Genomic DNA, 17,109 nt, shown 5'->3' with positions numbered 1-17,109 from the left:
CCCCGTGCTCGACCGCAGCGAACGCACCGTGGTGCTCGCCGGAGTGGGTGGAGACTCCCACTCGGTCGGCATCATCACCCTCCGCAACGCCCTCCAGCGGGCCGGCTACCACGTCCGGTTCCTGTCCATCCAGAACACCGCCGCCGAACTCCACGCCGCCGCCGCGGGCGCCGACGCGGTGCTGGTGTCCAACATGGACGGGCATGCCGCCTATTACCTGCGCGATCTGCCCTCCCTCCGGGCGGAGGAGCCCGACGGCGCCGTCTGGTACATCGGCGGCAACCCCTCGCTCGCCGGGGACGAGCCGGCTGCTGCCGAGCTGGCGGGCCTCGGCTTCGACCGCGTCTTCCTCGGCTACGTCGAACCGGCCGAGGTGATATCCGTCCTGGACCGTGATCTGACGGTACGTGAGTGCGGCTTCGCCCGGCCGGCCGCCCCGGCCGGCCGGGCCCTGCCCGAAGTCCGGCCGATGCCCCGCCGCCGGTCACCGGCCGAGCAGCGCGACGACGTCCTCGCGCAGTGGCCCACCGGGCACCCGGCCGGCCGGCTGGAGGAGAACGCCGAGGTCTGCGCGGCCCGCGGCAACCTGGCCGCGGTGCAGGAGGCAGCCGACCGGGACGGGCGCACCCTGATCCACCCCCGCACCGGCGTGGCCGGGGTCCGGGAGCAGATCGAGCTCTTCCGCACCCTCGAGGAGGCCGGCGCGGACGTGCTCTCCTTCCAGATCGACTCGCTCACCCGCAACAACGCCCACGAACAGGTGGAGATGCTGCTCAAGGAGTCCGTCGCCGATCCCGGCGCATTCGCCGGCCTGAACGGATTCCCGCTGGTCAACCACGGTGTGGAGGCCGGACGGTCGATCACCGCGTACTTCCCGCACGTACCGTTCCAGGTCCGCCACTCGACCCGCGATCCCCGGCTGCTGGCCGAGATCACCTTCGCCTCCGGCATCACCTCCTTCGAGGGCGGGGCGCTCACCTACAACCTCCCCTACTACCGCGACTACTCGCCCCGACAGTCCGTCCGCCGCTGGCAGTACGTCGACCGGCTCAGCGGGATCTACCACGAGCGGTTCGGCATCACCGTCGACCGCGAGTTCTTCGGCGTGTTGACCGCCACCATGGTGCCGCCCTGTCTCGCCGTCGCCGTCGACGTGCTGGAGACCCTGCTGGCTGCGGAGGAGGGCGTGAAGTCCGTCTCCCTGGGGTACGCCGAGCAGGGCAACCGGGCCCAGGACATCGGTGCCATCAGGGCGTTGCGCCGGGTGGCCCGTGGCTACCTCGACGCCCGGGGTCATCAGGACGTCGCCGTTCACACCGTTTTCCACCAGTACATGGCCGCCTTCCCGGCCGACCCGGAGAAGAGCCGCGCGTTGCTGCACGGCTCCGCCGTCAGTGCCCGGCTCAGCGGCGCCACCCGGCTGATGCTCAAGACCGTCGCCGAGTCCTCCCACATCCCGTCCGGCGTGCAGAACGCCGCGGGTGTCGCGCTGGTCCGGGCCGCCTGGGCCGCCGAGGCGGACACGGCCGCGCCCGGACTCGCGGACTTCGAGGAGGAGCTGACCGTCACCGAGGCCTCGGCCATCCTCGACGCCGTACTCGGACTGGACGCCTCCGACCTCGGCGAGCGGATCGCTCTGGCGGTCGAACGCGGCCTGCTGGACGTCCCGTTCTCGCCCAACCGGTGGAACGCCGGGAAGGCGATGTGCGCCCGCGACAGCGCGGGGGCCGTCCGGTTCGCGGTCGTCGGCGACATCCCGCTGCCCGAACAGGTCCGCCGCCTCCACCGCGACGCCGTCCGCAGCAGACTTCGCCGCACCGGCGGCGACCTGGACGCCATGGTCGAGTCCGACGTACTGCGCACCGCCCGCGGCGACTTCGCCGTCTGGCCCCTCACCAGCTGACCGATCGACCGATCCTCCGAGAACCGCCAGGAGCACCCCGATGCCCGCGTACCACCTCTCCGAGCCCGCCCGCGCGGCTCTGTCCAGCCGTCCCCTACCGGCCGACCTGGCACCCGACGACTGGCCGGACCAGGCGCCCGACGACGCCGCCCGGGATCTCGCGCCCGCCCGCGCGGAAGCCCTGCGGCTGCTCGACGGCGAACCCGGCTGGCTGGTCGTCCACACCGGACTGGCCGCACTCGACGACCACCGGCTGATGACCGCCGCCTGGAACCTCTTCACCGCACTCTGCGAGCCCGTCCCCCAGTACCGCACCGGGGAGCTGGTCTTCCCGGTCGAGGTGACCGACGCGCCGACCGAGGCCTCCAGTCACTACTCGCGCTCCAACGCCACCGGCGGCTTCCACACCGACGGCACCCTGCTGGACCTGACCCCGCAGGTGGCTGCGCTGATCGGACTCTCCTCGGCCGACAGCGGCGGCGAGACCGTCCTCGTGGACGGCTTCGGCCTCGCCGACCACCTGGCCGCCGAGGCGCCGGACCACCTGGCGCTGCTGGAACAGGCCCACCCCTTCCACTCGGGCGACCAGGGAGAAGACCCCGTCATGGAGCACCGGATCGTGGACCTCACCGGCGAGCGGTTGCGCCTGCACTACCTGAGGCGCTACATCGACCGCGGATACGAGCACACCGGCCGCACCCGGCCGGACGGCCTCTCGGCCGCGCTCGACGCCTGGGACGCGCTCGTCGCCGATCCCGCCCGACAGAACGGCATTCTCCTGGAGCGCGGCGACATCCTGCTCTGGAACAACGCCCGCTTCATCCACGGCCGTACGCCCTTCGAGGAGCGCACCAGGCGGCGCCGGCTGCGCCGTGCCTACGGCGTTCACCGGCCGTCCGGCCCCTCTCTGCCGTCCGGTGCGGATCGGCAGGGCGGGCGGTGATCAGGGTCGCGCTTCTCTCCTCCGACGAGCCGCACGCCCGCTACCTCGAGGCGTTGCTCGCCCAGCGCTTCGACGTCCGCTGCGTCGTGGTCGAACGCGGGGCCGCCAAGCGGCGGCGGCTGCTCACCCGCCGCCGCTACCGGGACTGGACCGCAGGGCTCTACCACCTCGCCCGCCGCCGGCTGCTGTCCCGGACCGCCTATCGTGCCCGGTACTTCGCGCTGGCGCCCGGCGCGTCGCCCGCCACCTGCGGGCACACGCTGACTGACGACATCAACGCGCCGATCGTGGCCGAGCGGCTGCGCCGCGCCAAGCCGGACGTGACCGTCGTGCTGAACACCTCGATCATCCGCACCGAGGTGCTCCGGGCCGCCGGCGACACGGTGCTCAACATCCACGGCGGCTACCTGCCCGACTACCGCGGCCGCCAGACCATGTTCTTCCCGCTGTACGAGAACCGGCTGGACCGGCTCGGCTCGACCATCCACTTCGTCACCGAGAAGCTCGACGCCGGGGACATCGTCGAGGTCGTCCCGGTCCCCGTCCGGGACTCGGACAACGACGAGACCCTCTACTGCCGGGCCGAGCGGCGGGCCATCCACCGGCTCTGCGAACTGCTCGACCGGCTCGCCGAGGGCCATTCGCTGCCGCGCGCCCCGCAGGATGGCAGCGGATCCGTCTACCGGGACCGGGACCGCACCCCGCGCCACGAACTGGCGGTGTTCCTCAAGCGCACCCTGACGAAGGGCGGCCTGGCGAATCGCCCTCTGACGAAGGGCCCTCTGACGAAGGGCCCCCTGGCGAAGCGCAGCCTGGCGAAGCTCATCCTGGCGGCCTGCCGATGAACACGCTCAAGACGGTCGAAAGCCACGTCGATCTCGAACACTTCGGCTGGGACGGGCTGCTCGGACACAACGACTACTACCAGTCCGTCCAGTGGCTGTCGTACGTGGAGCTGCTGGACAGCCCGTACTGGCGCTACCTGGTCGCCGGCCCATCCGGCGGTCCGGCCCGTGCCGGTTTGACCGTTCATCAGATCAACTCGACGGCAAGCCCCTTCAACCGGCCGGACGCCCGCCTGCGGCTGGCCGTCGAACGCCTGGGCGGCCCCGTGGCCGCGCCCTTCTGGGGCGGTCTCGAGGAGCATCTGCTGCCCGCCCTCGCCCTTGGCGGGCGGACGATCGGGCACAGCCGTGTGCTGCTCGACGCCGCGGAACCGGAGCCCGTGCGGCGGGCCCGGCTGCGCGAGCTGCTCGCCGAGGCGGAGGAGCTCGCCGTCGTGCGCGGGCTCCGCTCGCTCTCCGCCCTCTATGTGGACGAGCACGACCGGCTGCTCCGCGAGGAGCTGACCGCGGCGGGGTACCTCGCCTTCCCCAACGGCGCCGCCTCCCATCTGCGGATCGACTTCGAGGACTTCGAGGGCTACCTCGCCCGCTTCTCCCCCCGTCGCCGCCGCCTCGTCCGGCGGGAACACCACCACGTCCGGTCCCAGGTCGAGTTCACCGTCGGCCCGCTGGACGAGGAGTCCGCACCCACCATCGCGGAGCTCGGCGCGGCCAACTCCCGACGCTACGGCTGGGACGTCAGCACGGCCGCCGCGCTGCTCCCGCACCAGCTCACCCTCCGGGCGATCCCCGGCGTGGTGGAGACGCTGACCGCCCGGGACGGCGCCGGACGCACCCTGGGCGCGCTGGCGTTCATCCAGTGGCGGGACGAGATGTACGCCCGGCAGATCGGCTTCGACTACGAGCGCATCGGCGATCTGCCGCTCTACTTCGAGCTCGGCTTCTACCGGCTCATCGAGGAGGCCCTCTCCCGGGGCGTCCGGCTCATCGACTACTCGATCGAGAAGAACGACACCAAGCTGTCGCGCGGCTGCGCGGAGCTGGCGAAGTACGGGTATCTGAAGTGCCTGGACGGCGAGGTCCACACGCTCCTCGGCCGGGCCCTGGACGGCCTGAGGAGGCACGGAGATGAGTGACATTCGGGTCCGGATACACACCTCGGTCCTGGAGCTCGACGCCGAACGGTGGGCGCGGGTCTCCCGGGGTCTCGGGGCGGGCTACGGCTATCGCAAGATCGCCCAGCTGCAGCAGGAACTCCCCTCCGGGAGCTGGGTGGTGGCCGCCTATCGGGGGTCGGAACTGCTGGCCTACGCCTTCGCCTGCGCGGCCACGGCCGACGCCCCGAAGTTCGTCCAGCCCGGGCTGGTCCTCACCGAGCCGATGGTGCTGCGCGCCGAGTACGAACCGGATCAACTCAAGGCGGGGATCGAGGACTTCAAGAAGTCTCTCGGTGGCGCGGGAGCGCCCGGACTCGATCCGGTGCGCCGGTTCCTCCTCGCCGAGACCCAACCGGCCCTGGTGGTAAGGAACATGCAGGACAGCCGGATCGTCGTGGACCCGGACACCGGGCCGGAACTGCAAGCGCGACTTGTCGAGTCCGTCCTGCGCGCCCTGGTGGAACTCGCCGAGGACCAGGGCCTGCGCACCGTGTGCTTCCCCTACGCGACTGCCCCGGTCCGCGACCAGCTGGCCGAGGCCGGTGTCCTGCCGTGGGAGAGCTGCCGGCTCAGCACCACGGCCCGCTACCGGCTGGACGGCCTCGCCTCTTTCGACGACTATCTCGCCCGTCTTCCCAGTCGTCGCCGGCGTGAAGTCCGAAGGGAGATCCGCAGGTTCGCCGAATCCGGCATCGAGGTGTCGCCCGCCGGCTTCGACGAGGTCATCGAAAGGGTCGCCGTCCTGGAGGCCAACAACTTCCGGAAGTACGGCTGGGACATCACGGTCGAGGCGATCCTCGCCCAGCGGCGCGCCTGGCGGGCTGCCTTCGGGGAGGAACTCAAGGTGCTGGTCGGCCGGAAGGGATCCGACATCGTCGCCTCCCTGGTATTCCGGGAGACCGCCGAGCTGCTGGAGCTCTTCTCGGTGGGGTTCGACTACTCGGCCGTCGGCGGGGAGTACTGCTACTTCAATCTGAGCTGTTACCTCCCGATCCGCCACGCGATCGAGCGCTCCATCCCCACCGTGGAGGTCGGCGCCGAAGCGGTCCGGGGCAAGTACCTCCGCGGTTGCTCTGTCGAGCAGCTCTACTTCTGCATCTCCCGCCCCGACGGCGTCACCGCCCCGGTCCGGGACTGGCTCGCCCTGATCGACCGCCAGAACAGCGGATTCCTCTCCTCCGTCCTCGGCCCCGCCGGCCTTGCCAGGGAGCTTGCCCATGCCTGAGACCACCCCGCCGGTGATCCGCGGATTCGTCCGTCCCGGATTCGAACCGGTGGCCACGGCCTTCGCCGACAACATCCGCACCCACGGCGACCGCGGCGCCGCGGTCTGCGTCTACCAGCACGGAGTGCCGGTCGTCGACCTCGCCACCGACGACCTGCCCGTCGGCCGGGTGCAGCTCGTCCGGTCGGTGTCCAAGGGAGTGCTGACGATCCTCGCCCACCTGCTGGCCCAGGAGGGCGTTCTCGACCTCGACGCGCCCGTGGCCGAGCTGTGGCCCGAGTTCGGCCGGGCAGGCAAGGGGGCGATCTCCACCCGGCTCGTCCTCTCCCACCGGGCGGGCCTGAGCGCCGTCGACCGCACCCTCACCCTCGACGACGTCCTGATCCGCGACCCGGCGGTGGCGGCCCTCGCCGACCAGCGCCCGCAGTGGACCCCCGGCACCGCGCACGGCTACCACGACCTGACCTTCGGCTGGCTGATCGGGGAGATCCTGCGGCGGGCCACCGGCCTGCCGGTCGGCGAACTGGTGCGCAAACGGCTTGCCGACCCGCTCGGGCTCGACCTCTGGCTCGGGCTGCCGGCCTCCGAACTCCCTCGGCTCGCCCCGCTGGTGCCAGCCCAGCCCACCGACACCGACAGCTACCTGGACAGCCTCGCCGGGCAGCTCGCCGACCCCACCTCGCTCACCCACCGCTCCTACCTCAACCCGGACGTCTCGCCGATCGAACACGATCCCGCGTATCTCGCCGCCGAGGTCCCGTCGGCCAACGGCGTCTCCGACGCGAGGTCCCTGGCGCGCCTGTACGCGGCGACCGTCAGCGAGGTCGACGGCCTGCGCCTGCTCGCCCCCGAGACCACCGCGTCCGCTGCGACACCGCAGTCCGAGGGCACCGACATCGTCGCCCACCGCTACGCGCGCTACGCGTCCGGCTTCATGCTGCCGTACCCGATGCGGGAGATGGCGGGACCGGAGACCGGCTGCTTCGGCCACTACGGCCGGGGCGGCCCCTTGGCCTTCGCCGTCCCCGAGCACGCCCTCGCCTTCGGCTACACGACCACCCGGGAACGCCTCTACCCGTCCTCCGACCCCCGCAGCCGAGGCCTCGCCGAGGCCGCCGTGCACGCCGCCCAGGCCCTGACGCGGCGCTAGCTTCCCGCCCCCACCGACCTACCCTCTCCCCTCCGAGCTGTCCCCCTCCCGCCCACAGAAGTCCTTCGAGCAGAAGCGGACGTCATGACTGGCCCGATCGCCCCGCCGTCGCACCTCACACCCGCCGGCGGCCGCCCGCCCGGCCTCACTCGGGTCAACCGCACCGAGTACGAGATGGCCTACAGCGGCGTCCAGACCTTCCTCAAGTGGCCGATGTGCATGACGCCCGAGGACCTGCGCACCGGAGGCGTGGACGTCGCGGTGGGCGGCGTGCCCTGGGACGGCACGACCACGGGCCGCACCGGCACCCATCTCGGCCCCTACGGGATCCGTCACGGCGACTACATAACCGACGCCTCCCGGCTCAGCCACCTGGACGTCCGGGTCGACCCGCTCGAACATCTCGTCCTGTGCGACTACGGGGACGCCGACGTCCTCATCGGCGACCCCGAGGCAACCTACGCCGCCGTCCGCACCTTCGTCGCGGAGATCCTCGACGGCGGCGCCATGCCGATCATTCTCGGCGGCGACCGCACCATCACCTGGCCCTCGGCCACCGCCGTGGCGGACGCCTACGGCCACGGGAGGCTCGGCATCCTGCAGTTCGGCGCGCATCCGGTCAGCGCACCGGGCCGTCACGGCGCGTGGGACGGCCCGGGGAGCCCGATACACCGCCTGATCGAGAGCGGGGCCGTGCCCGGCCGCAACGTCGTCCAGTTCGGCCTGCGCGGATACACGCCGCAACCGGCAGCTCTCGACTGGCTGGAGGAGCAGCAGGTCCGCAGCCACTTCATGGCCGAGATCCGCCGTGACGGCTTCGATACCGTCCTGGACCGTGCGATCGACGAGGCGCTCGACAGCGCCGACCACCTCTACCTGTCGGTCGACATCGGCGCGGCCGACCCCGCGTTCGCCCCCGGTACCGGAACCCCGGAACCCGGCGGGCTCACCGCCGACGAGATGATGACGGCGATGCGGCGGGTGGCGGCCGAGGCGGGCATCGTGGCCATGGACGTGCTGGAGGTCAGCCCGCCCTACGATCCCGGCGTGGGCCGCACCGCGCAGCTCGCCCGGCGCTGCGTCCTGGAGGCACTGGTCGGGACGGCCATGCGCAAGGTCGGCCTGACCGAACGCCGCTACATGGATCCCCGTGCGACCGGCACGCAGGCGCCCCGGACGTTCCGCACCGGGGCCGTCAACTCCGTGCACGCCGACGTGCACGCTGCCGTGGATGCCGCAGTGCACGCCGCCGTGGATGCCGTCGTTGACGCCGTCAGCCCCTCGGGCGCAGTCAACTCCGTGGCCAGGGGCCGGTGAGAAACGCCTCGGATCCACGGCAGGGGTCCACGGCGCCTATCATTCAGGCTATGGCAAAGGCACCCGTTCTCACTCCCCAGGCAGCAGACTTCCCGCGCTGGTACCAGGACGTCATCAACAAGGCTGAGCTGGCCGACAACGGTCCGGTACGCGGCACCATGGTCATCCGGCCGTACGGCTTCAGCCTGTGGGAGCAGATGCAGCAGGAGATGAACGCCCGGATCAAGAAGGCCGGCGCCCAGAACGCCTACTTCCCGATGTTCATCCCGCAGTCCTACCTCACCAAGGAGGCCGAGCACGTCGAGGGCTTCGCCCCCGAGCTCGCGGTCGTCACCCACGCCGGCGGCAAGCAGCTCGAGGAGCCCATCGTCGTCCGGCCGACCTCCGAGACGATCATCAACGAGTACTTCTCCAAGTGGGTGCAGAGCTACCGCGACCTGCCACTGCTGATCAACCAGTGGGCCAACGTGGTCCGCTGGGAGAAGCGTCCCCGGACGTTCCTGCGTACCACCGAGTTCCTCTGGCAGGAGGGCCACACCGCCCACGCCAGCTACGAGGACGCCCGCGATTACGCCGCGATGATCCACCGCGACGTCTACGAGAGCTTCATGGTCAACATGCTCGGCATCTCGGTCGTGCCTGGGCGGAAGACCCCGAGCGAGCGCTTCGCCGGCGCCATCAACACCCTCACCCTCGAGGCGATGATGGGCGACGGCAAGGCCCTGCAGCTCGGCACCAGCCACGAGCTCGGCCAGAACTTCGCCAAGGCCTTCGACACTCGGTTCCTGACGGACACCGGTGAGCGTGAGCACGTCTGGCAGACCTCCTGGGGCTGCACCACCCGCATGGTCGGCGGCCTGATCATGGTGCACGGCGACGACAACGGCCTGCGCGTCCCGCCCCGCATCGCGCCGACCCAGATCGTCGTCCTGGCTGTCAAGGACGACGAGGCCGTGGTGGCCAAGGTCCGGGAGATCGGCCGGGAGCTGGATGCCGTCGGCGTCCGCGTCGTGGTCGACGACCGGGTCGACACGCCGTTCGGCCGGCGAGCCGTGGACTGGGAGCTCAAGGGCGTCCCGCTGCGGCTCGAGATCGGCCCGCGCGACCTGACCGCCGGCACCGGCATGTTGGCCAACCGCATCGCCGGCGGCAAGTCCCCGGTCGAGCTCGCCGCGCTCACCACCGTGGTCCCGCAGTTGCTGGAGGAGGGCCAGGCGCTGCTGCTCAGCCAGTCGGAGGAGCACCGCAAGGCCCGCACCGTCGACGTCGACAGCATCGACGAGGCGGTCGAGGCCGCCGCCACCGGCTGGGCGCGCATCCCGTGGGCGAAGCTCGGCCCCGAGGGTGAGGAGACCCTGGGCGAGCAGGGCGTGACCGTCCGCTGCCTCGTCAGCCCCGACGGCTCGGTCCCGGAGGCCGACGACACCCCCGACACCCTCGCGATCGTCTCCCGCGCGTACTGACTGCTCCCAGTGCTTGCCTGACAGTCGGCCCGGATCTGGATCCGGGCCGACTTCGCGCATTCCGGGGCCGTCAGCTCCGTCGGCGCCGCCGTGCAGCGGGGGAGCAGCACGGCTCTGTAAGCGATACCGGCCGGCCCGGATCGAGGGCCGCGCGGTGATCGCCGTGCTCGCGGACGACTGCGCGGCCGAGGTGCACCCGGGCGAGCAGCGGCCCTGGGTCTACTGACGGCGAGTCCCCTGCGGGGTTGGTTCCGGCCGTTGCCGGCCGGTGCGGGCGGTGATTCATCGGAGCTGTGGCGAAATCCGCAGTTGTCAGCTCTGTTGGTGATCGCATGCCGTGGATATGCTCTGCCCCTGCCTATGCGTGACGCGCACGCACGCGTACCCGGGTCCGGCCACGGACGCCGACGACTGCGCACAGCTCGCGCGCGCACAGATGATCTCATTTCAGGGGGATTTGTATGACAATCAACCGTGCCCGACGCCGTGTTGGTTTGAGCGCAGCGGCAACGCTGTCGCTGCTCGCAGGTGCGCTCGTGATCGGTGTCCCGGCCGCCCAGGCCGACACCGTCCCGAACGGGCGCGCCCTGCTGGCGGGCACCAAGCCCGCGTGGACCGCTGCCGCCACCGACCAGGGCGCCACCGCGGCCACCGCGCAGATCACCGCGCGCGTCTACCTGGCGGGCCGGGACGCGGCCGGCCTGTCGGCCTACGCCGCTTCCGTCTCCGACCCGCAGTCGGACGCGTACGGCAAGTACCTGACGCCCCAGCAGGCCCAGGACCGTTTCGGCGCGACCCCGGCGCAGATCGCGGCGGTCACCAGCTGGCTGAAGTCCTCGGGTCTGACCGTCACCGGCACCGACCAGCACTACATATCCGTCTCGGGTGACGCGGCCGCGGTGCGGACGGCGTTCGCCACCTCGCTGCACGACTACCGCAAGGACGGCCGGACCTACCGGGCCCCCGAGCACGCGGCCTCCGCTCCCGCCGCGCTGGCCGGTGCGGTGCTCACCGTGACGGGTCTGGACAACTCGCCGCACCACGCGACGCCCCAGGACACCCTGCCCGGCCCGGGCGCCGGCTTCCGCAACGCGGGCCCGTACTCGACCTACTACGGCTCGAACGTCGCCAAGACGCTGCCGGACGCGTACGGCACGAAGATCCCGTACGCCATTCACGGTTACACCGGCAAGCAGCTGCGGGCGGCCTACGGCGCCGAGCGGTACACCGGCAAGGGCGTGACCGTCGCGATCACCGACGCGTACGCCTCGCCGACCATGGCGAAGGACGCGGCCGAGTACGCCAAGCACAACGGCGACCGCGCCTACAGCAAGGGCCAGTACACCGAGGTCCTCCCGGCGGCCTTCAACAGCGTGGACTCCTGCGGGGCGTCCGGCTGGTACGGCGAGGAGTCCCTGGACGTCGAGGCCGTGCACGCCCTCGCGCCGGAGGCGAACATCGTGTTCGTCGGCGCGGCGTCCTGCAACGACCCCGACCTGCTCGACGCCCTCAACAAGGTCGTCGACAAGCACCTGGCCGACATCGTCTCCAACTCGTGGGGCGACATCGAGGCCAACGAGACGCCGGACAGCGCGGCCGCCTACGACCAGACCTTCAAGCTGGGCGCGATCGAGGGCATCGGCTTCTACTTCTCCTCCGGTGACAACGGCGACGAGGTCGACAACACCGGCAAGAAGCAGGTCGACACCCCGGTCAACTCGGCCTGGGTGACCGCCGTCGGCGGCACCTCGCTGGCCGTCGGCAAGGGTGACAAGTACCAGTTCGAGACCGGCTGGGGCACCCAGAAGGCGGTTCTCGCGGCGGACGGCAAGAGCTGGACGAACTTCCCCGGTGCCTTCTCCGGCGGCGCCGGCGGCGGCACCAGCTCCACCGTGCCGCAGCCGTTCTACCAGCACGGCATCGTGCCCGACTCGCTGGCGAAGGCCAACGGCCCGGCGCCGATGCGCACCGTGCCGGACATCGCGGCCGTCGCCGACCCCAACACCGGCTTCCTGGTCGGCCAGACCCAGTCCTGGCCGAACGGAACGGTCAGCTACGACGAGTACCGCATCGGTGGCACCTCGCTGGCCGCACCGGTCATCGCGGGTGTCCAGGCCCTGGCCCAGCAGGCCAGCCGCTTCCCGATCGGCTTCGCCAACCCGTCGATCTACGCCCGCTACGGCTCGCCCGTCCTGCACGACGTGACGGACCACCCGCTGGGTGCCGGCCGTGACCTCGCCGAGGCGCGGGTCGACTTCGTGAACAGCGTCGACGCCTCCGGCGGCCTGCGGACCTCGGTGCGCAGCCTCGGCAAGGACAGCTCGCTGCAGGCGGTCCGCGGCTACGACGACGTCACCGGTGTGGGTACGCCCGCCCCCGGCTACGTCGCCTCGTTCCGCAACCGCTTCCACCGCTAGTCCCACCGGACCCGGCGGACGCCACGGCGTCCCCGGGGCCGGCCCACGCTGCCCCGTCGAGCTCCGGCTCGGCGGGGCAGCGTGCTGTGCGGCGGCGGGGACCAGGGGCGGCGGGTGAAGTCGCGGCGGCGGGTGGGGCCGGCGCGGGCCGGGAGCGCGTGCCCGGCCGCGTTGTCGGCGACGGTTGCTAGCGTCCCCGCGACGGGTCGGCCGTCGGAGGCAGTGGAGAGGAGCCGGTTGATGGGTGCTTCGGGGTGGGACTACTACGTGCCGTATCAGGAGGATCTCGGCGCCGCGCTGTCCGGGTTGCGCCGCAAGGTCTTCGCGGAGGGCGACTACCACTGGGTGCGCGACACGTTGGGCAGCCCGGAGGCGGAGGTGGAGGCTGTGCCGAGGCCGCGGACGATGGCCGAGCTGTGGGAGGACGAGTGGGTGCAGGAGTCGGGCACGCACTCGATCCTCGACATGTTCCGGATCGTCGGCCCCGGCGAGGAGCCCGACTACGGAACCGTCCAGCCGCTGTCCGTGGCGGAGTCCCGGGCGTGCGCGGGGGACACCCCGCTCACCCGCGCACACGTGAAGGCGCTGGAGGGCCTCCCCACCCGGCGCTGGTTCGGCCGGTGCGCGGTGCTGCACGACGAGCGGGGAGAGCCGCAGGAGATCTACTTCTGGGGCCACTCGGGGGACTGAGCCCCGGCCGGCGAGGGACCGGCCGTCAGGCCGCCTGGAGAGAGGCCTCGTAGGAGGGTTCGTCGATCCGGGCGGGGAGGTCGCGGGGGCCGGGGCCCACGTAGCGGGCCGAGGGGCGGATCAGGCGGCCGGTGCGCTTCTGCTCCATGATGTGGGCGGACCAGCCGGCCGTCCGGGCGCAGGCGAACATGGTGGTGAAGAGGGCGGGCGGGATCCGGGCGAAGTCCAGCACGATCGCGGCCCAGAACTCGACGTTGGTGGCCAGCACCCGGTCGGGGCGGCGTCGGCGGAGTTCGGCCAGGGCGGCCTGTTCGAGGGCTGAGGCCACGGCGAAGCGTTCGGCGCCGAGCCGTTCGGCGGTTCTTCGCAGCACGCGGGCGCGCGGGTCCTCGGCGCGGTAGACGCGGTGGCCGAAGCCCATCAGCCGTTCGCCCCGGTCGAGGACCTGGCGTACGTAGCCGTCCGGGTCGCCGGTGCGTTCGACCTCCTCGACCATGTGCAGCACCCGGGACGGCGCGCCGCCGTGCAGCGGGCCGGACATCGCGCCGACCGCGCCGGAGAGGCAGGCCGCCACGTCGGCGCCGGTGCTGGCGATGACCCGGGCGGTGAAGGTGGAGGCGTTCATGCCGTGTTCGGCGGCGGAGGTCCAGTAGGCGTCGATGGCCCGGGCGTGGCGCGGGTCGGCCTCGCCGCGCCAGCGGAGCAGGAAGCGTTCGGCCGTGGTGGAGCCGGTGTCCACCACCCACTCCGGGACGGTCGGCACGCCGAGCCCGCGCGCCGACTGGGCGACGAACGAGAGGGTCGCGGCGGTGGCCCGCTCCACGTCCTCGCGGGCCTGGTCCTCGCTGATGTCGTGCAGCGGCCGCAGGCCCCACGCGGGGGCGAGGGCGGCCAGGGCGCTCTGGGTGTCGACCCGGACGTCCCCGAAGCGCATCGGGAGGGGCAGCGGTTCGTGCGGGCCGAGCCCCGGGCCGGGGCGGCCGTCGACCAGCAGGCCCCAGACCTCCTCGAAGGGGAGGTGTCCGACCAGGTCCTCGATGCTGACGCCTCGGTAGCGCAGCGCACCGCCATCCTTGTCGGGTTCGGCGATCTCGGTCTCGAAGGCGACGACTCCTTCGAGACCCGGAATGAAGTCGGACACGAGGTAGCTCCTCCGCTGAGAGGCGGCCGGTGGGACGTCAGGGTTGGGGGCGGGCACCCCTCCGGAGCTCGGAGGAGTGCCCGCGTGCTGTGCCGGCGTACCGCGGTCGGGTCACCGTCGGCAGCTCGCCGATGGCGGGCCGACGTCGGGTACCGCGATCCGTGGGTCGCCGGGACGACTGCGCGCTGCCCGTCAGCGACCGACCGAGGCGGTCTCCTTCTTGGCGGACGCCGCGACCGGAGCCGCGGCGGCGGCCGGAGCGGCCGCTGCGGCGGCCGCCGCGGCCCGACGGCGCAGGTAGAGGTTGTTCAGCACCAGGGCGGACGCGGTGAACAGGGCGCCGACGATCTGCATCGCCGCCGGGATGACGCCGGTCAGTGCCGAGATGGTGAAGGCGGTGACCGGGACGACGTCCATGAACAGCACGCCGTTGAGCGGGCCGAGGTTCTTGTTGCCGATGTTCCAGGCGAGCACCCCGACGAATCCCGCGACGATGCTCATGTAGGCGAGCTCGGGAAGGATGGTGACGACGGCGCTGCCGGTCGGGACGGGCTCGCCGCCGGTCGCCAGGATCACCGCGGTGATCACGACGGCGCTGGCGAGGCCGAGACCGGTGGTGATGGTCGTGTACTTGATCGGGGACCACTTCGGGAAGTAGGTGGCACCCGAGGTGTAGATGACCCAGCACAGGGCGGCGAAGAGCAGCAGCGCGTCGGCGCCGAAGTTCTGCGGCTGGTTGACCAGCGAGGACAGGTCGCCCTTGGTCACCACGAGCAGGATGCCGACGAAGGACAGGCCGATGAAGGCGAACGACCACTTCGGCGGAACGACCTTGCGCAGCACCCAGTTGACCAGGAAGCCCATCATCGGCATGGTCGCCATCATGATCGAGGCGATCAGCGCGCCCTGCTTGCCGATCAGGTCCTGGCCGTAGAACACCAGGAACTGGAAGCCCGCGAAGCCGGCCGTGCCGAACAGCCAGGCCAGCCCGACGCGCTCGCCCTTCAGGCTCAGGCCGGGGCGGCCCTCGCGGAAGCACAGGACGGCCAGGAAGATGAGCCCGGCGATGCCGTAGCGCATGCAGGTGAAAGTGAAGGGGTCGATGTGCTTGAGCGTCACGTCCATGATGGGGAACATCGCGCCCCAGGACAGTGTCGCCGTGAGGCACAGGAGTACCCCTCGGACGTAGTTCTTCTGGTCGTTCATAACTCTCCTGTCGGGGATTCTGCTGGTGCGGCGGAACCGGTCATCCGGTGGCCACCAGCTGCTTGGCGGGCTCGGCCGCGTCGGTGATCAGGGGCAGGACGGTCTCCAGCAGCACCCCGGCCCGCACCTTGCCGGTGGGGCTGTAGGGGACGGCCGGGATGGAGACCACGTGGGCGGGCAGGTTGGGGGCCATCCGGGCGCAGGTGGCGCGGATCGCGCGCTCGCCGCTCTCCTCGCGCTCGGCGGAGATCGGGCTGAAGGCCACGATCAGCGCGTCGCCGAGGTCGGGACGGCTGACCCGCAGGACGGCGGTCTCGCGGACGCAGGGCAGACCGGTCAGGTCGTCCTCCAGCGCGAAGATATTGACGTCCAGGGCGCGGCCGCCCTCGGCGGTGGAGACACCGTCGTTGCGGGCGCTGAGCTCCAGCCGGCCGCCCTCGTCGATGATTCCGCTGTCGCCGGTCAGCAGGTAGCGCTGGGTCCGGCCGCCGTGGTCGAGGGTGAGGAACTCGGGCTCGGACGCCGCGTAGCTGTCCATCAGCTGGTAGCTGGCTATGGCGATCCGGCCCAGCCGGCCCTTGGGCAGCGGGCGGTTCTCCGGGTCGAGCGCCACCAGGGTGTTGCCGGGCATCGGGCGGCCGGAGCGGGCCGGGGCGACGTGCAGCTCCTCCGGTCCGATCATGGTGTTCAGGCCGGTCTCGGTGGTGCCGTAGTACAGGTGCAGCACCGGGCCGAGGCGGTCCCAGGTCGTGTTGATGACCCAGCGGTTGAGGTGCCGCCCGCCGGAGAGCAGGAAGCGCAGCCGCGAGGTCTTGTGCAGGTGCTCCGAAGCCGGGTGCGAGATCAGGCGGTTGAGCACCGGCGGGACCATCAGCGTGGTGGACACGCCCTCGTCCAGGATCAGCCGGGCCATCTCGGCGGCGTCCTCGTACGGGCTGAGCACCACGGTGCCGCCCAGCGAGAGGAAGATCCGGGCCCAGCCGGGGCCGGAGGAGTGGTACAGCGGCACGGTGACCATGTGGACGTCGTCCTCGTCGAACGAGAACTGGTCCACCAGGTCGGAGAGCCGGCGCGCCTCGAACGAGGTCTTGCGCACCACCAGCTTGGGGATGCCGCTGGTGCCCGAGGTGAAGGAGAAGGCGGTGAACGGCTGCTCCACCGGCTGGACGTAGGCCGGCTCGAAGGCCGCCAGCTCGTCGTAGCCGACCGTGCCGGCCGGCTTCACCTCGTCGACCGGGTCGGCGTCGCCGTCCTGCGGGCCCGCCAGGTGGATGTGCAGGACCTCGTGGCCGGGCGTCCACTCGGCGGCGGCCAGCAGCGGCCGGCGCAGCGGGGTGCTGATGAGCACGGTCGGCTGGAGCTGGTCCAGCGTGCCGGCCGTGGCCTCCGGGGTGTTGGTGTAGTCCAGGCCTATGCACGGCACGCCGAGCGTGGCGCAGGCGGCGGTGACGACGACCAGTTCCCAGCTGTTGCAGGACATGAATGCCGCGCGAGCGGGTCTCACCTCCGGCAGGTGCTGGGCCAGGCCTGAGGCGACGCGGCTGACCTGCTCGGCCAACTGGGCCCAGGTCAGCCGGACGTCGCGGTCGACGATCGCGGTGTGGTCGGGACGCCGGGCGGCGTGCCGGCGGATGTCATCGAGCTTGATCACG

At 71.6% G+C, this 17,109-nt stretch carries 13 protein-coding genes; 10 read left to right on the top strand and 3 right to left on the bottom strand.

The window, feature by feature from the left end:
• The first annotated feature begins 4 nt into the window (after positions 1-4).
• The 10 genes from ABD330_RS10475 to ABD330_RS10430 all read left to right on the top strand — a co-directional run bounded on the left by ABD330_RS10475 (position 5) and on the right by ABD330_RS10430 (position 13,110).
• Positions 5-1,903: a methylaspartate mutase subunit E gene (locus tag ABD330_RS10475; RefSeq protein ID WP_344463278.1), complete on the top strand. Its 1,899-nt coding sequence runs from the start codon at positions 5-7 to the stop codon at positions 1,901-1,903.
• 40 nt (positions 1,904-1,943) lie between these two features.
• On the top strand, positions 1,944-2,846 hold the full coding sequence (locus tag ABD330_RS10470; protein WP_344463276.1) for a TauD/TfdA family dioxygenase: 903 nt from the start codon (positions 1,944-1,946) through the stop codon (positions 2,844-2,846).
• A complete protein-coding gene (locus ABD330_RS10465; protein WP_344463274.1) occupies positions 2,843-3,691 on the top strand; it encodes a formyl transferase in 849 nt (282 codons plus the stop codon). Before ABD330_RS10470 ends, ABD330_RS10465 begins: the two co-directional genes overlap by 4 nt.
• Positions 3,688-4,827 carry a peptidogalycan biosysnthesis protein gene (locus ABD330_RS10460; protein WP_344463272.1) on the top strand — a complete coding sequence of 380 codons (1,140 nt, stop codon included), beginning with the start codon at positions 3,688-3,690 and terminating at the stop codon, positions 4,825-4,827. Before ABD330_RS10465 ends, ABD330_RS10460 begins: the two co-directional genes overlap by 4 nt.
• Complete coding sequence (locus ABD330_RS10455) at positions 4,820-6,073, top strand: peptidogalycan biosysnthesis protein (protein ID WP_344463270.1); 1,254 nt, start codon at positions 4,820-4,822, stop codon at positions 6,071-6,073. Before ABD330_RS10460 ends, ABD330_RS10455 begins: the two co-directional genes overlap by 8 nt.
• Positions 6,066-7,223: a serine hydrolase domain-containing protein gene (locus ABD330_RS10450; protein ID WP_344463268.1), complete on the top strand. Its 1,158-nt coding sequence runs from the start codon at positions 6,066-6,068 to the stop codon at positions 7,221-7,223. The genes ABD330_RS10455 and ABD330_RS10450 overlap by 8 nt, the downstream gene beginning before the upstream one ends.
• 84 nt (positions 7,224-7,307) lie before the next feature.
• Positions 7,308-8,540 carry an agmatinase family protein gene (locus ABD330_RS10445; protein ID WP_344463266.1) on the top strand — a complete coding sequence of 411 codons (1,233 nt, stop codon included), beginning with the start codon at positions 7,308-7,310 and terminating at the stop codon, positions 8,538-8,540.
• A 50-nt stretch (positions 8,541-8,590) separates the two neighbouring features.
• Positions 8,591-10,003 (top strand): proline--tRNA ligase, encoded by a 1,413-nt coding sequence (gene proS / locus ABD330_RS10440; RefSeq protein ID WP_344463264.1) that lies wholly within the window; start codon positions 8,591-8,593, stop codon positions 10,001-10,003.
• A 461-nt stretch (positions 10,004-10,464) separates the two neighbouring features.
• A complete protein-coding gene (locus ABD330_RS10435; protein WP_344463262.1) occupies positions 10,465-12,420 on the top strand; it encodes a S53 family peptidase in 1,956 nt (651 codons plus the stop codon).
• A gap of 240 nt (positions 12,421-12,660) precedes the next feature.
• Complete coding sequence (locus ABD330_RS10430) at positions 12,661-13,110, top strand: hypothetical protein (RefSeq protein WP_344463260.1); 450 nt, start codon at positions 12,661-12,663, stop codon at positions 13,108-13,110.
• A gap of 25 nt (positions 13,111-13,135) precedes the next feature.
• Here the strand turns inward: ABD330_RS10430 and ABD330_RS10425 are convergent, their stop codons facing one another.
• The 3 genes from ABD330_RS10425 to ABD330_RS10415 all read right to left on the bottom strand — a co-directional run bounded on the left by ABD330_RS10425 (position 13,136) and on the right by ABD330_RS10415 (position 17,108).
• On the bottom strand, positions 13,136-14,251 hold the full coding sequence (locus tag ABD330_RS10425) for a citrate synthase 2 (RefSeq protein WP_344463258.1): 1,116 nt from the start codon (positions 14,249-14,251) through the stop codon (positions 13,136-13,138).
• Between the two features lie 192 nt (positions 14,252-14,443).
• Positions 14,444-15,457 (bottom strand): DMT family transporter, encoded by a 1,014-nt coding sequence (locus ABD330_RS10420; RefSeq protein ID WP_344463256.1) that lies wholly within the window; start codon positions 15,455-15,457, stop codon positions 14,444-14,446.
• Between the two features lie 40 nt (positions 15,458-15,497).
• On the bottom strand, positions 15,498-17,108 hold the full coding sequence (locus ABD330_RS10415; RefSeq protein WP_344463254.1) for a class I adenylate-forming enzyme family protein: 1,611 nt from the start codon (positions 17,106-17,108) through the stop codon (positions 15,498-15,500).
• Between the last annotated feature and the right edge of the window lies 1 nt (position 17,109).

It is taken from the genome of Kitasatospora kazusensis (assembly GCF_039529945.1).
Taxonomy (GTDB): Bacteria; Actinomycetota; Actinomycetes; order Streptomycetales; family Streptomycetaceae; genus Kitasatospora; species Kitasatospora kazusensis.
The sequence above is the reverse complement of the archived record's forward strand: the minus strand, read 5'-3'. Positions and strand labels throughout refer to the sequence as shown.